General features: G+C 39.3%; 17 protein-coding genes. 10 read left to right on the top strand and 7 right to left on the bottom strand.

Translation table 11 applies throughout. The annotated features are described in order from the left end of the window. The first annotated feature begins 37 nt into the window (after positions 1-37). Both ACR42H_RS12910 and ACR42H_RS12905 read left to right on the top strand, forming a co-directional pair. Positions 38-307 carry a hypothetical protein gene (locus ACR42H_RS12910; protein ID WP_113880967.1) on the top strand — a complete coding sequence of 90 codons (270 nt, stop codon included), beginning with the start codon at positions 38-40 and terminating at the stop codon, positions 305-307. Between the two features lie 123 nt (positions 308-430). Beyond that, on the top strand, positions 431-670 hold the full coding sequence (locus ACR42H_RS12905; RefSeq protein WP_113880966.1) for a hypothetical protein: 240 nt from the start codon (positions 431-433) through the stop codon (positions 668-670). 81 nt (positions 671-751) lie between these two features. Here ACR42H_RS12905 and qoxD read toward each other — a convergent pair whose 3' ends face one another. The 4 genes from qoxD to qoxA are packed head-to-tail and all read right to left on the bottom strand — an operon-like array spanning position 752 to position 4608. Further along, on the bottom strand, positions 752-1057 hold the full coding sequence (gene qoxD / locus ACR42H_RS12900) for a cytochrome aa3 quinol oxidase subunit IV (RefSeq protein WP_113880965.1): 306 nt from the start codon (positions 1055-1057) through the stop codon (positions 752-754). Further along, the gene (qoxC, locus tag ACR42H_RS12895) at positions 1058-1663 is read right to left on the bottom strand and encodes a cytochrome aa3 quinol oxidase subunit III (RefSeq protein ID WP_113880964.1); all 606 of its coding nucleotides are present in this window, start codon (positions 1661-1663) and stop codon (positions 1058-1060) included. Next, complete coding sequence (qoxB, locus tag ACR42H_RS12890; RefSeq protein WP_436376599.1) at positions 1653-3629, bottom strand: cytochrome aa3 quinol oxidase subunit I; 1977 nt, start codon at positions 3627-3629, stop codon at positions 1653-1655. Before qoxB ends, qoxC begins: the two co-directional genes overlap by 11 nt. After that, positions 3619-4608, bottom strand: a complete 990-nt coding sequence (qoxA, locus tag ACR42H_RS12885) for a cytochrome aa3 quinol oxidase subunit II (protein ID WP_436376597.1) — start codon at positions 4606-4608, stop codon at positions 3619-3621. The genes qoxB and qoxA overlap by 11 nt, the downstream gene beginning before the upstream one ends. Positions 4609-5061: 453 nt before the next feature. On the opposite strand from qoxA, the gene ltaE reads away from it, so the two are divergent. Continuing rightward, a complete protein-coding gene (gene ltaE / locus ACR42H_RS12880; protein ID WP_436376596.1) occupies positions 5062-6093 on the top strand; it encodes a low-specificity L-threonine aldolase in 1032 nt (343 codons plus the stop codon). 83 nt (positions 6094-6176) lie between these two features. Here ltaE and ACR42H_RS12875 read toward each other — a convergent pair whose 3' ends face one another. Beyond that, positions 6177-6323, bottom strand: a complete 147-nt coding sequence (locus tag ACR42H_RS12875; protein ID WP_166672426.1) for a hypothetical protein — start codon at positions 6321-6323, stop codon at positions 6177-6179. Between the two features lie 273 nt (positions 6324-6596). Between ACR42H_RS12875 and ACR42H_RS12870 the strand changes: the two genes are divergently transcribed. Further along, positions 6597-6725 carry a hypothetical protein gene (locus ACR42H_RS12870; RefSeq protein WP_258549796.1) on the top strand — a complete coding sequence of 43 codons (129 nt, stop codon included), beginning with the start codon at positions 6597-6599 and terminating at the stop codon, positions 6723-6725. A gap of 43 nt (positions 6726-6768) precedes the next feature. Here ACR42H_RS12870 and ACR42H_RS12865 read toward each other — a convergent pair whose 3' ends face one another. Continuing rightward, a complete protein-coding gene (locus ACR42H_RS12865) occupies positions 6769-7707 on the bottom strand; it encodes a DMT family transporter (RefSeq protein WP_436376593.1) in 939 nt (312 codons plus the stop codon). Between the two features lie 147 nt (positions 7708-7854). On the opposite strand from ACR42H_RS12865, the gene ACR42H_RS12860 reads away from it, so the two are divergent. From ACR42H_RS12860 to ACR42H_RS12845, 4 genes are all read left to right on the top strand, one after another. Continuing rightward, positions 7855-10023, top strand: a complete 2169-nt coding sequence (locus ACR42H_RS12860) for a beta-propeller domain-containing protein (protein WP_436376591.1) — start codon at positions 7855-7857, stop codon at positions 10021-10023. A 210-nt stretch (positions 10024-10233) separates the two neighbouring features. Then, entirely contained in the window at positions 10234-10971 is a 738-nt protein-coding gene (locus tag ACR42H_RS12855; RefSeq protein ID WP_436376589.1) for a DUF3231 family protein, read from the top strand. Beyond that, complete coding sequence (locus ACR42H_RS12850) at positions 10902-11186, top strand: DUF3231 family protein (protein ID WP_258549794.1); 285 nt, start codon at positions 10902-10904, stop codon at positions 11184-11186. Before ACR42H_RS12855 ends, ACR42H_RS12850 begins: the two co-directional genes overlap by 70 nt. Before the next feature lie 107 nt (positions 11187-11293). Next, on the top strand, positions 11294-11701 hold the full coding sequence (locus ACR42H_RS12845; protein WP_113880958.1) for a hypothetical protein: 408 nt from the start codon (positions 11294-11296) through the stop codon (positions 11699-11701). Between the two features lie 85 nt (positions 11702-11786). Here ACR42H_RS12845 and ACR42H_RS12840 read toward each other — a convergent pair whose 3' ends face one another. Then, positions 11787-12173, bottom strand: a complete 387-nt coding sequence (locus ACR42H_RS12840) for a globin (protein ID WP_113880957.1) — start codon at positions 12171-12173, stop codon at positions 11787-11789. A 143-nt stretch (positions 12174-12316) separates the two neighbouring features. Between ACR42H_RS12840 and ACR42H_RS12835 the strand changes: the two genes are divergently transcribed. Together ACR42H_RS12835 and ACR42H_RS12830 are read left to right on the top strand one after the other, a co-directional pair. After that, the gene (locus tag ACR42H_RS12835; RefSeq protein WP_113880956.1) at positions 12317-12523 is read left to right on the top strand and encodes a zinc ribbon domain-containing protein; all 207 of its coding nucleotides are present in this window, start codon (positions 12317-12319) and stop codon (positions 12521-12523) included. 125 nt (positions 12524-12648) lie between these two features. Continuing rightward, positions 12649-13476, top strand: coding sequence for an aldo/keto reductase (locus ACR42H_RS12830; protein WP_436376587.1), 828 nt, complete (start codon positions 12649-12651; stop codon positions 13474-13476). Positions 13477-13484: the final 8 nt, after the last annotated feature.

The raw sequence follows: 13484 nt of genomic DNA, 5'->3' as shown, positions 1-13484 counted from the left end.
AAAAATGGGTATATTACTCAAAAAGGGGAGTGATAGTTTGTCACACACATTGCAGGGCAACATCATAACAGGTGTATATGATGCAGAAACCAGTGCTTTTGAGATCCAAAAGGTTAAAAATTTCAGTACCCAGTCGGTCCTCAACAAAAATCAATGTGAAAATTTGTATAACTATTTATCCCTTCATGAAGAGGATGAGGGAGGACAGATTATTACACTTTACGATCAAATGCCATTAATGCTGACCAGGCAGGAAATAGGCAATTTAAAGAAAGATTTGGAGAACATTAAAAAGCTGTATCAGTAGTAAATTTTGCTTTGCACCTTTGCAAGGCTTTTTTTTTGCATAAATAATTTTGACGAATTTGTGACAAAAAGTTTGACAAATTTGTGAACATAGTTAGAATATTAAATAAAAGGGGATGAAAAAATGACTTTAAAACAGCAAAAGGTGCTGCACTTTTTTAGAAATGTGACTGCGGCCGGTATTTTACTAGGATTAATTGTCTTTATTTCAAGCTTTTTTGTAAGCGGTCTCACAGGTGAATATATATTATCAATTGGCTTAAGTATCATGGTATCATCCATGCTGATATTTGGTTTTGGTTTTTTTATCAACGTAATGGAAGAAATGACAAAGGGAAGCAAGGGTATCAGACAATACAAATAAAACCGGCCTCCAAATGGGAGACCGGTTTTTTGTTTTGTCCTAGCTCCAGCGGGGAGAAAAGGCGATGGAGCTTTTCTTGATTTAATGAGCTGCGTGCCCAGAGGTTAAGACCCAAATAGAACCTACTACAATAACAATAACCATAAATACGGCATAAATCATATTTACTAAGTTCGTTTTGCCGTCTTCGCCTTCTCTTAAGTGCATGAACATGAACAGCTGCATGCCTGCCTGTATGACAGCCAGTGAGCCGATGATCCACATGATCACTTTAAAAGAGAGGTTCGTTTTTAAGGCAATTCCTGCTGCTCCAAATGTCAGCACAAGAGAAACAACAAATCCAATGACATGGCTTATAGGGAAGCTTTTTGATTGATGATGTTCCATTTAAGCCACCAGTCCCTTCAAATACACGAATGTGAAAATAAAGATCCAGACTACATCAAGGAAGTGCCAGTAAAGGCCGATAATAAACGTTTTTCTTGCTGTAGTAGGGGTAAGGCCTCTTTTTAAAAGCTGAATAATGACCATAGTTGCCCAGCCAATACCCAAAGTAACGTGGGCTCCGTGTGTGCCCAGCAAGACAAATAAGCTGGAAAGGAACGCACTTGTCTGCATCGTTGCGCCTTCATGGGCATAATGGATAAATTCATTAATCTCCATGAATAGGAATCCTGCGCCAAGAGCAAGGGTAATCACCAGCCAGGTGATTAGCCCTTTCAGGTTATGGCGGCGCATTTCAAAAATGGCGATGCCCATTGTAAAGCTGCTTGTTAAAAGGAGGACTGTCTGAATCATGACATCCTTGATAACAAAGATATCTTTATGTGTTGGTCCTCCTGCATAGCGTTCATATAATACGCCATATACTCCGAACAGAGTGGCAAATAGAACGATTTCAGCGCCAAGGAAAACCCAGAAGCCAAGAATATTCATCCGGTCCTGTTCAGTTTGATATTCAAGGGGCAAAGAAGTATCCACTTTAGCTGACATGATCGTGCACCTCTCCTTCTGTTTTTCTCCAGGCATTTTCAATTCTGTGAATTTCATCTTTCTTAACATGGAAGCCTTCATTGTAATCGAATGAACGAATGATCAATCCAGCAAAAATGCCGATGGCAGCTACAGCTGCAGCGATGTGCCATTCAAATACAAGGAGGAAGCCTGCAATCCCAAAGATGACACCCATATAAATCGGAAGCCAGGAATTGCTTGGCATATGAATCTCTTCGATTTCACTGTCAAATAACGTTAAGCCTTCATTCTTTTTCTTCATGTGCCAGAAAGGATCAAGGGATTTAACTTCCGGCAGTTTTGCAAAGTTATAGAATTGAACAGGTGAAGCAGTAGACCATTCCAATGTCCTTGCATCCCATGGGTCGCTTGAGATGTTTCTGTCGGCATAGCGGATGCTCCAGTAAATGTTGTAGCAGAATACAGCAAATCCGGCTGCCAGAATGATGGACCCAATTGCCGAAAGCATGAAGAGTGGTGCAAATCCAGACTCGGCGGAGTATGTGTATGCACGTCTTACAGCTCCGTTTAATCCAAGGAAGAACATAGGCATGAATGTTACGTTAAAGCCGATAACAAAAAGCCAGAAATGCCATTTCCCGATTTTTTCATTAAGAATGAAACCGAACATTTTTGGCCACCAGTAGTAAAGACCTGCAAATACCGCAAATACTACACCTGGAATTAATACATAGTGGAAGTGGGCAACCAGGAATAATGTATTGTGATACTGATAATCCGCTGCACCCATTGCAAGCATTACGCCGGTAACCCCGCCAATCACGAAGCATGGCACGAATGCAAGTGCCCATAGCATGGCGGAAGTAATTTTTATGCGGCCTTTACGCATCGTAAACAGCCAGTTAAACATCTTAACCCCAGTCGGTATGGCTATCGCCATTGTCGTGATGGAGAAGAAAGAGTTAACCGCAGGGCCTGATCCCATTGTATAGAAATGGTGGACCCATACAACCATACTTAAAAGCGCAATTCCAAGGATGGAAAATACCATTGACTTATATCCAAACAATGATTTTCTTGAGAAAGTTGCAATAACTTCTGAGAAAATACCGAATGCAGGAAGGGCAACAATGTAAACCTCGGGATGTCCCCAAAGCCAGAACAGGTTAGCCCAAAGCATATCCATTCCTCCGCCTGATACTGTAAAGAAGTGTGTTCCATACAGACGGTCGAATGTCATCAATGCCAATGCAACTGTGAAAATAGGGAAAGCAGCCACAATCAGAATGGATGTTACAAAGGTAGTCCAAGTGAACATTGGCATTTTCATCAGTGTCATGCCTTTTGTTCTCATTTTCAAAATCGTAACGATGAAGTTTATACCTGTCATTAGTGTCCCGATACCAGCAATTTGCAGCGCGACTGCATAAAAGTTATTGCCGATTCCCGGGCTGAATTCCTTGCCTGCAAGAGGGAAGTAAGATGTCCATCCTGCATCAGGCGATCCCCCAATGACAAATGAAATATTAAATAGCATAGCTCCGCTGAAGAACAGCCAGAAGCTAAGTGCATTCAGCTGCGGAAAGGCAACGTCACGCGCACCGATTTGAAGCGGAATAACAACGTTCATTAATCCAATCAAGAATGGCATCGCCATGAAAAGAATCATAATAACGCCGTGTGTTGTAAAGATTTCATTATAGTGCTGGGAATTCAGAAATTCCATTTCAGGGCGTGCTGTCTGAGCTTTCATCAGCAAACCGTCCATCCCGCCGCGGAAGAACATCAATACTGCGGAGATGATATACATGATACCGATTTTTTTATGATCAACTGTAGTCAGCCATTCTGTCCAGAGGTATTTCCACTTTTTTAAATAAGTGATGGCAGCTACTGCACCAATCATCGTTAATAAAATAGCAATCTGTGAACCTAGTATAAGGGGGTCCCCAGTAATAAAAAACTCATCCCATTTAATGCCCATGATGGTCACCTCCATGGTTTTCTTGACTATCATGGCTATCTTCTTCGCCATGACCTTCAATTACGTTTGGATTCTCATTTTTATAATTGTCATCTTCTTCGAAGGTTTTACCTTGATATCCATGGCCTCTGTAGAGCTCAGGATTTGTATAAGCTTTCGAATTTGGATCAGCATGGTTAACCCATTCTAAATGAGTATTGGAATATGTCAGCCTTCCTAAATGTGTAGGCTTCAGCAGCCCTTCGTATTCTTTCTCAGTCAGTTTAGGTGCTGTATCTTTAACGTCGTCAACCCATTGGTCAAAATCTTCCTGTGTTTGAGCAAGGACTTCAAACTTCATATCCGCATATCCGCGGCCGTTAAAGTTGGTGTTCTGTCCTTCATATGATCCAGGGTTATCTGCGACAAGATACAGTTCCGTTTCCATTTTGGGCATCGTATATTTCTGTCCGCCTAGTGCAGGCACCCAGAAAGATTGCATGGTGCTGGCAGATGTCATTTTAAAGAGAACCGGCCTATCTTCTGGAATATTGACATAGTTCACTGTTTCAATGCCTTCTTCAGGATAGCTGAAGATCCATTTCCAGTCAGCAGATGTTACATGTATTGTAATAGGTTCTTTTTCTTCATAGCCTTTAGGTGTTTCTTCCAGCGCATAAAGTGTTTTTACTGTCGGGATTGTTAAGGCGATGACAATTAAAATCGGAATCCCGGTCCAGATAATTTCAAGAAGTGTACTTCCATGCTCCTCAGGGGGTTCATAATCTTTATTCTCAGGTCGTTCACGGTATTTCCACACAATGTAGCCGAATAATCCAAACACGACTGCAACGACAAGAAGCATCCAGATCAGGGACCAGTTAATTAATTCGGTAATGCTTCTTGCAACGGGGCCCTGAGGTTCAAACACAACCATATTGCAGCCGCTTAGAACCATTAAGGGCAATAGAGCTGTTAAAGAAAGCAGCATTTTCTTCATCTGATGTTTCATCTCCTTTTGACAAAAAACTATTGTTAAATAATTCACAAATAATGTGCGGGTTTTCACAAAGATGCCAAAAAAATATATAGCTGGTAAACATAAACATCCTTAAAACCCTAATTTAACTTAGTTATCACTGTGTAAATGATATTAACATAAGCAAATATGAAAAGTTGTGACAAAAGTTAGAAGGAAATAAATGTAAGATATTTGGACAGCTGATAATTTTGTGCAAATAGCATTATTACAGGGTTTTGGTCATCAAAACAACTTTTGAACAAATTTTGAACTTTAATGCAACACCCAAATTATTATATGTTACTTCTATATTCAAACAAAAAACCGCCAATAAGAATCTCCATACATTAATTAAATGGATTCTCTCTTTATTGAAAAATACTGAATAGTACAGTAACATGGACTAAAAATAGAGAAGGACAGGGTGAGGAAATGATTGATTTAAGAAGTGATACGGTTACAAAACCAACTGAAGAAATGAGGAAAGCGGCTTATGAAGCAGAAGTTGGGGATGACGTATATGGAGAGGATCCATCAATAAATAAATTGGAAGAGACCGCTGCTGAGGTGCTTGGTAAGGAGGCAGCTCTGTTTGTAACGAGCGGCACGCAGGGAAATCAGATTGCCATCTTAACACATTGCCGTCCGGGCAATGAAATTATTCTCGAAGCAGAAAGCCATATTTTTTATTATGAAAGCGGCGCTTCATCTGCCTTTGCCGGGGTCCAGACAAGGACGCTGAAAGGGACAAGAGGTGCAATGAATCCCTCAGAAGTGGAGTATGCCATTAGGGGAGAAGATCAGCATTATCCGGAAACAGGATTGATTTGTCTCGAAAATACTCATAATAGAGCTGGCGGTGCCGTAATACCTATTGATAATATGAAAGAAATATACAGCATTGCCAAAACGAATAATATTCCCGTACATATTGATGGGGCAAGACTGTTTAATGCAGCCGCAGCCTTAAACCTGCCGGCTGCTGAATTGGCCAATCATTGCGACACTGTGCAAGTATGCCTCTCAAAGGGGCTCGGAGCACCTGTTGGTTCCATTCTTGCGGGCAGCAGAGAATTTATTGCTGCAGCAAGAAAATGGCGCAAAAGATTGGGCGGTGGACTCCGCCAGGCTGGGATCATAGCAGCTCCGGGAATTGTTGCATTAACAAATATGAGAGAGCGTTTAGCCGAGGATCACGAAAATGCTCAATACCTTGCACAGCAGCTTGGACAAATCAGAGGGATTGAAATCGTAAATCAAGTGGATACAAATATCATTGTGGCTGATGTAAAAAACCTTAAAATGAACTCATCGGAATTTGTTGAAAAGTTAAAAGCTGAGGGCGTGCTTTCAGGCACTTTCGGACCTTCTTATGTCCGTTTTGTCACTCACTATGATGTTACTAAAAACCAGCTTGAAGATGCAATCAAAGCCATACACAGAACAGCTGGTCAAATGATCTAACTGCAAAAAAACGCATGTTTTCTGCCGCATGCGTTTTTCCAATAGCACACAAATGGTTATAGCTAAAAAAGGAAATCGGCGCATTAGCCGATTTCCTTTTTGTTGATTAGAGGTTCAAGCTGATTTTTTATATCATCAAGCAATTCATGAATGGTCACTTCATCATCTGTTTGCCCTTTATCAAGAGCTGATTCCAATAGCTTTGCAAAATCATTAAAGTTAGTTTTCATAATAGACACCTTCAAATTGCAATGTATTTTATGACTCTATTCCCTGTTAAGATTTTTTAAAACTCATTATATATTATTAATTTCCCCGCTGAGGCGTGACGAAAAGTGAACATCCATTCAACTTGTTCTTTGTATGGATGTTTAGATCCAAAGAAATCCGGGTAATAAATACTGATTAAATTTCTCAGCTGCCCCCATACCTGTCTAATACAAAGCGAATAGTATAGCAGGAAAGAGATTTTAGATTCTTTTATTAAAACAGGAGGTCTGGTTATGAGATTGGTGCAAATGGATATTGATCAGCTATTGGAATCTACATCGGAAATTGCCGAAGAAGACCTTGGCTATATGATCAGACATGTAGAAATTGACCATTTATTAGAACGAACCCAGGATTGGTAATATATATGGAAACTCCCCGCAGCGAGGAACTGAGGGGAGTTTTTTATGCTGAAGACTTATTTTCTTGAACATGATTCTTGAATCGAAGAGATTTTTTAGAAGATATTACTACCCCCAAGGTGACAATTCCTCCTCCAATTATCTGATACAAATACAATTTTTCCTCCGTAAAACACAATGCGAATATGATAGCGAAAACAGGAAGAAGATTCAGGAAAACCCCTGCTTTGGCTGCTCCAATTAAGGAAACTCCAAAATTCCAGGATAGGAAAGCCATAACTGAAGCCAGGAAACCCACATACAGCAAGATTCCTGCGGAAGGTAATGTGAAGACAGGGCTTCTTTCCAGCACTAAATATTCAATAAAGCTTAAAGGCGCCAATAGTAAAATGCCGATAAATGCGGATGCATAAAAAGAAGTTAGCATCGGCAAAACGTCTGAATATTTTTTGCCAATTACCGAATACAATGCCCACATAATGACTGCTGCCAAGACGTATAGATCTCCGGCATTTATTTTCCATGAAAGAAACATTTCTATCGATCCTTTTGAAATAATATATAAAATGCCAAAGACTGAGAGGAGAATTCCTGCTGCCTGTCGGGCTAAAAGCTTTTCTCTTAATATAAATATGGCTAGAATGGCGATAAAAAGGGGTGTAGTACTATTTACCACAGATGCATTAATAGAAGGGGTGTCTTGCAGCGCAAAATAAATGATTGTATTGTAGCCGGCTACACCTGTCACCGCCAATAGCAAAAGTATCCGTTTATGGTGCCAAATAATGTTCCAATCTTTTTTTAGCTGCTTGACCATAAAAGGAGTTAAAAGCAAGAATGCTATAATCCATCGCAAAAGGGAAAAGAGGAGCGGCGGAAAATAATCGACACCAATTCTCCCAATTACAAAATTACCTCCCCAAATCATGTTAGCTAAAATCAGCAATAAAAAACCATACTTTTTGTTTGTCTCATCCAGCATTTGAGAAAACCTTCTTCCTGCACTGTAATAAATTAAATTTTACCTTTATCGCCAGGAAAATTCATTAATTTCAGAAATTTTATAAATTTTAATTTGTAACTATTGGAAGAATTAACCCGTCAACTTACTTAAAAAGGGGTGTCTTTCATGAAGAAAAAATGGTTTTTTCTTGCCGGAATCACACTGATCATTATTTTATTGGCGTCTGTCTCGTTTCTTAACAGATTAAAAATTGTCAGTAGTCTGCCAGAAAATAATGAAGAAGTTACAGTTCTGAATAATAAAGTGTGGGAAGTTGCGTTTTCAAAAGAACTTAATTCAAATAGTGTTAACAGCAGGTCGGTTTATATTTTGAATGAGAAGGGAGAAAAAGAGCAGGTAAAAATCTCACTGGAAAATAATAATAAATCCATTGAAATTCAGCCGCCTAATGAAGGATATAATCTAAATTCTCCATACTATACATTGGTTCTTACTAAAGAAATCAAGACAAAGGGCGGACATAACCTAAATCAATCAGTAAAGACTGCTTTCAAAGTTATAAATACCCTGCCGGCAATCGGCTCAAGAAATAACTTGAACAATTACTTTTCAAAAATGCTAAATGAAGAAAGGACTTTCCTTGCTGGAAGGGATATGGCAGTGAGTGAGGAGAGCAGCAGTGAAAAGAGCTCAGCAGATTCTGCAGGAGCAGACTTTTCCGCGACAAATGTTCAAGTAGCCGGTATAGATGAAGCTGATCTGATAAAAACGGATGGTACGCATATTTACAAAATTACTGATAATAAAGTCCAGATTATTAAGGCCTTGCCGGCTGACAAAATGAAGATGGAATCTATATTAACATTTAATCAAGAGTTCTCTCCCTATCAGCTATTTATAGAGGGCAATCAATTAATTGTTATGGGCCACAGCTATAAAGATGCTCCTGATCACATAGGAAAACCGGCTTCAAAAAAAATGATTGCACCTGCATTTCATTCCACAAAAACAATTGTTTTTAATATCGAAAATAAACAAAAACCAGCACAAATCAGAGAGGCGGAGATCGAAGGCAGTTTGCTCGCTTCCAGGCTAATGGATGGAAGAGTATATTTGATTACAAGTTATTATCCCGAATATTGGATTTTAGAAAGAAATAAAAATGCAGATCTGCGCCCTCGTTATTTTGATACTGCCGAGAGCAGGGAGCCGCAGATCGTTGATTATAATGAGATAAAATATTTTCCCGGTTCCCAAAACGCAAACTATATTAATATAGGTGTATTGAATTTAAGAGCCGACAAAGAGCCACTATCAGTCACAAGCTACTTAGGCAGCGGAAATGAATTCTATATGTCCAATAATAATCTATACTTATCAGCCGCCAATTACAGTAATGAAACAATCGCAGACAGACAGATGCCCCATCCGGATACGAGCATCTATAAGTTCAATATAAAAGACGGAAAAGTAGAGTTCCAGACATCAGCTGTAATAAAAGGCACCGTTTTAAATCAGTTTTCAATGGATGAATATAATGAAAACTTCAGAGTGGTAACAACCAAGGGAGAGGCCTGGGACGAGAGAACTCCTTCATCCAACAGCCTTTATATTTTGGATAAGAATTTAAAACAGATTGGACAGCTTGAAGACCTGGCTAGAGGGGAACGGATTTATTCTGCAAGGTTTATGAATGACCGTATTTATATGGTTACTTTTAAGGAAACGGACCCGCTCTTTGTTATTGATGGGTCAAATCCGGAAAAACCGTCTGTACTGGGTGAATTAAAAATTCCCGGCTTCAGCAATTACCTGCACCCATTAGACGAAAACCACCTCATAGGCTTTGGACATGATACGAAGATAACAGGAGGCAAAGGACCAGGCAGTCAGCCTGTTATTACAACGGACGGTGTTAAAATATCTTTATTCGATGTTAGTAATACCAATAAGCCCGTGGAAAAAGATACAGAAATAATAGGAGGACGCGGAACATATTCACCTTTAAATCACGATCACAAAGCTCTGTTCATCCATAAAAAGAAAAATCTATATGGATTTCCGGTTTCGATCTATCAAAATAAAGAAGGAAGCCAGTTTGAATCAAATTTCGACTACCAGGGTGCGTTATTATACAAAATTACTGCCCAAAATGGAATCGAGCTTCAAAGTCAAATTACCCATCAGACAGAAAATGCAATTTATGAAGAATGGGAAGATGCAATCGAAAGGCTTATCTATATCGAAGACCACATATATAGCATTTCCCCTAAAAAAGTGGAGGCCTACCATATAGATGGATTCAAAAAAGCAGGAGAACTTGAGTTAAATTAATTGAAGGACCAGCCATTTTCTGGCTGGTTCTTTTTTTATGCGTGCGCAAAAAAACGATAATGGCAATGAATCACCATATATTTGAATGAAAATGTTGAATGAAGGATAATATAATGCTGATAGTCTATAAATATAATTTTCCTAAACGGCTGGCGAGAATATGAAAGGCAGCAGGATTCCTAAATTGATATCGTCCTAATTGGCCATGCTGTGGAATACATATATGGCAGATACTGCAGCAGTCTGCTGCATAAGCACTATATAAAAACAAATGAAGATCCAAATGTCCTGCGGGTTTTGAAATACGCGCTATCCATCGCCAAGGATCACATAGACGACATTTCCTCACTCTTTAAAAAAGAAGAATTTCTCATACCTGATGGATTTAATGAAAAAGACCTGCACAATGACACACCCAAATTATGTTCAGATGTAACCTATTTAAGATTCATGCATCATTTGGGAAGAACCGGATTGAATGCCTATTCTCTTGCTAAATCAGTTTCTGCAAGAAAAGACGTTCGAAGCATGTTTAAAAAATACTATGAACAAACAGAGAAACTTTTTGATATGGCTGCTGAAGTCATGCAAGAAAAGGGAATTTTCATTCGATCACCATATATTGAATATCCTAAGAAAGTAAGTTATGTATCAGATTATCGTTTTCTGGGCGGAATTATCGGCAAAAGACGGCAGCTGCTGGCCATCGAAATCGCCCATCTGGGTACGAATATCGAACTATCCATTATTGCTAAAACCATGCTTTTGGCATTCAGCCAGGCAGCCGGACAAAAAAATATACGCGATTATTTTAAAAGGGGCTATGAAATGAGCCTGGAGCATGTCGAATATTTTCTCAATGTCTTAAAAATGACGAGGTGGCATATCCAAGCACGTGGGATGGTTCCATTACAGACTCAACCATCTCACCTTTTTCGGATAAATTAATGATGTTTCTAATCGCCAGCATAACTGCGGCCGGCGTAATGGACTTTGGAATAGCCATCGGTGCAAGCGTTAGAAAAGACCTGGCTATTCAGTATGGTAAAATGATGATCAAAGTCGGTGATTTTGCAGATGAAGGAGCAAAAATTATGATAGACAACGACTGGCTGGAAAAGCCGCCTCAATCACTTGATAGAGAAAAACTCAGGAATAAATAGCTGAAGCACCTTTTTACAGGTGCTTTATTTTTTTATTATGAATGCAAATCAAAATTTGGGGTAATAGATTACTAGCTTAGGAGAATTAAAAAAGGAGATGATCAGATATGCGTAAATGGATGCTTGCTTTTACCGCCTGCATTCTGATGACAGCATGCAGTGCAGAGGAAGAAAATAGTGGAGAAGCAAAGAATGATTCAACTAATAGCCAGGAATATAATGAAGCTACTAATACAGAAGGTGAAGAAAAGCCTCTCTCAGTTGCTGAATTGGAAGATCGTATTAATGAGGGAATGAATATTGATACTTACTCGGCCGAAGTTCAATCATGGGCGGAAAAAGGACAGCTTGAAATGGAAGAAACAGTTATCGTCGAAGAGGAAAACACATCATCTGCTGATATCCTGCAGCTTGCTGATGGATTTCTCGGAGTAGCTTATGATGAAAAAGAGGTGACAGAAGTTAAAATGTTCCAGTCAGCAGAACATGCCAAAGAATATTTTGAATCTCTATAACTGGAAAAGTGCTGGAGTTTGCCTGTCTGAATTTTAAATATTCTAATCCAACTGATAGTAGACCTTCCGGATGGAAGGTCTTATCTCATTCTGGGCTATTTACCATAATGGCCGCCACCTGCATTAGTCGATCATAGAACAGAGCCGATGCAGGGTTTTGATCCAGCCCCGATTCCTTAAAGGCCTCTTTCATGCAGGCAAGCCATCTTTGTGCTCTCAAAGGTGTAATCTCAAATGGCAGATGCCTTTGCTTCATGGCCGGCGGTCCAAACTCCTGGCTGTAAAGAGGCGGTCCTCCAAGAAATTGTGTAAGAAACATCCTCTGTTTTCGCTTAATTTCCTCTATATCTCCTTCAAAAAGGGGACTTAATACCGGATCTTCATAAACACGGGGATAAAACGCCTCCACTAGCTTTTCAATGGTTTCAGTTCCGCCTATTTCATCAAAAAGCGTTTTAAAATCCTTCACGATTCTTCACCTGCTTGAATTAAATTTTAATTCATTATATAGAAGTTATACTAACTTAAATGTGATTTAAATCACAGTATGATAATTGGCGAAACTTTTTTTATCTGTGAACGTACATTAAAGAAAGAAATCGGAAGGGTGAGAAGATGGATAAAAAAGGCTGTATTAAATGCGGCAGCAATGATGCCGGTCAAAAAGAAGTTGCTATGACTGGTACAGGACTTTCCAAAATGTTTGATATTCAGCATAACCGCTTTCTGGTAGTTTACTGTAAAAACTGTGGATACTCAGAATTCTATAATAAAAACTCTTCCAATGCAGGAAATGTTTTGGACTTTTTCTTCGGCGGATAAAAGTAAATGTTCATGCATTGCCCAACATGCGGCAATGTTTTTCTTTTTTAGGCAAAAAATTTTGTTAGCTGAAAGGAATGTGAGAAAATTATCCAGTATCCTAATTAATAAAAAGAGGTGAAAGAATGGAAAATTTACAATCTGCTGCACCATTACATAACGGTGTCAAAATGCCGTGGCTGGGACTGGGTGTTTTTAAGGTTAAGGATGGAGACGAAGTTGTCCAGTCAGTGAAATCAGCCATTAAAGCAGGATATAAAAGCATTGATACGGCAGCAGTCTATCAGAATGAAGAAGGTGTAGGCCAGGCAATCAAGGAAGCAGGCGTACCTCGTGAAGAACTTTTTATTACCACAAAAGTTTGGAATTCTGACCAGGGCTATGATTCCACAATCAATGCATTTGAAACCAGCCTTAAAAAGCTGGGTCTCGATTATATCGACCTTTACCTGATTCATTGGCCTGTGAAGGGGAAATATAAAGAAACATGGAAAGCCCTTGAAACTCTTTATAAAGAGAAAAGAGTAAAGGCAATTGGTGTGAGCAACTTCCAGATCCATCACCTTGAAGATCTGATGCAGGAGGCTGAAATAAACCCTATGGTTAACCAGGTTGAGCTTCATCCTTTGCTGAACCAGGCTGAGCTAAGGGACTTCTGCAAGAAACAGGACATTCAAATAGAAGCATGGTCACCACTGGCACAGGGGGAGCTTCTTGAAAACGCAGTATTGAAGGAAATTTCCCAAAAGTACAGCAAATCGGTTGCACAAGTTATCTTAAGATGGGATCTTCAGAACGAAATTGTTACAATACCCAAGTCAGTAAAAGAACATCGCATCATTGAAAATGCTGATGTATTTGACTTTGAGCTTTCTTCAGAAGATATGGACAAAATCAGCGGCTTAAATGAAAATAGACGAGTAGGTCCGGACCCTGATAACTTCGATTTCTAAATAATACA

The sequence above is a fragment of the Cytobacillus sp. BC1816 genome (assembly GCF_051353635.1).
Lineage (GTDB): Bacteria > Bacillota > Bacilli > Bacillales > Cytobacillaceae > Cytobacillus > Cytobacillus oceanisediminis_C.
This window is presented reverse-complemented; position numbering and strand designations above follow the sequence as displayed.

Bases quoted from the DNA above. Each gene is read 5' to 3' on its own strand.
- ACR42H_RS12905 (WP_113880966.1), top strand. From the start codon at position 431: ATGACTTTAAAACAGCAAAAGGTGCTGCACTTTTTTAGAAATGTGACT.
- qoxD (WP_113880965.1), bottom strand. From the start codon at position 1,057: ATGGAACATCATCAATCAAAAAGCTTCCCTATAAGCCATGTCATTGGA.
- qoxC (WP_113880964.1), bottom strand. From the start codon at position 1,663: ATGTCAGCTAAAGTGGATACTTCTTTGCCCCTTGAATATCAAACTGAA.
- qoxB (WP_436376599.1), bottom strand. From the start codon at position 3,629: ATGGGCATTAAATGGGATGAGTTTTTTATTACTGGGGACCCCCTTATA.
- qoxA (WP_436376597.1), bottom strand. From the start codon at position 4,608: ATGAAGAAAATGCTGCTTTCTTTAACAGCTCTATTGCCCTTAATGGTT.
- ltaE (WP_436376596.1), top strand. From the start codon at position 5,062: ATGATTGATTTAAGAAGTGATACGGTTACAAAACCAACTGAAGAAATG.
- ACR42H_RS12875 (WP_166672426.1), bottom strand. From the start codon at position 6,323: ATGAAAACTAACTTTAATGATTTTGCAAAGCTATTGGAATCAGCTCTT.
- ACR42H_RS12870 (WP_258549796.1), top strand. From the start codon at position 6,597: ATGAGATTGGTGCAAATGGATATTGATCAGCTATTGGAATCTACATCG.
- ACR42H_RS12865 (WP_436376593.1), bottom strand. From the start codon at position 7,707: ATGCTGGATGAGACAAACAAAAAGTATGGTTTTTTATTGCTGATTTTA.
- ACR42H_RS12860 (WP_436376591.1), top strand. From the start codon at position 7,855: ATGAAGAAAAAATGGTTTTTTCTTGCCGGAATCACACTGATCATTATT.
- ACR42H_RS12845 (WP_113880958.1), top strand. From the start codon at position 11,294: ATGCGTAAATGGATGCTTGCTTTTACCGCCTGCATTCTGATGACAGCA.
- ACR42H_RS12835 (WP_113880956.1), top strand. From the start codon at position 12,317: ATGGATAAAAAAGGCTGTATTAAATGCGGCAGCAATGATGCCGGTCAA.
- ACR42H_RS12830 (WP_436376587.1), top strand. From the start codon at position 12,649: ATGGAAAATTTACAATCTGCTGCACCATTACATAACGGTGTCAAAATG.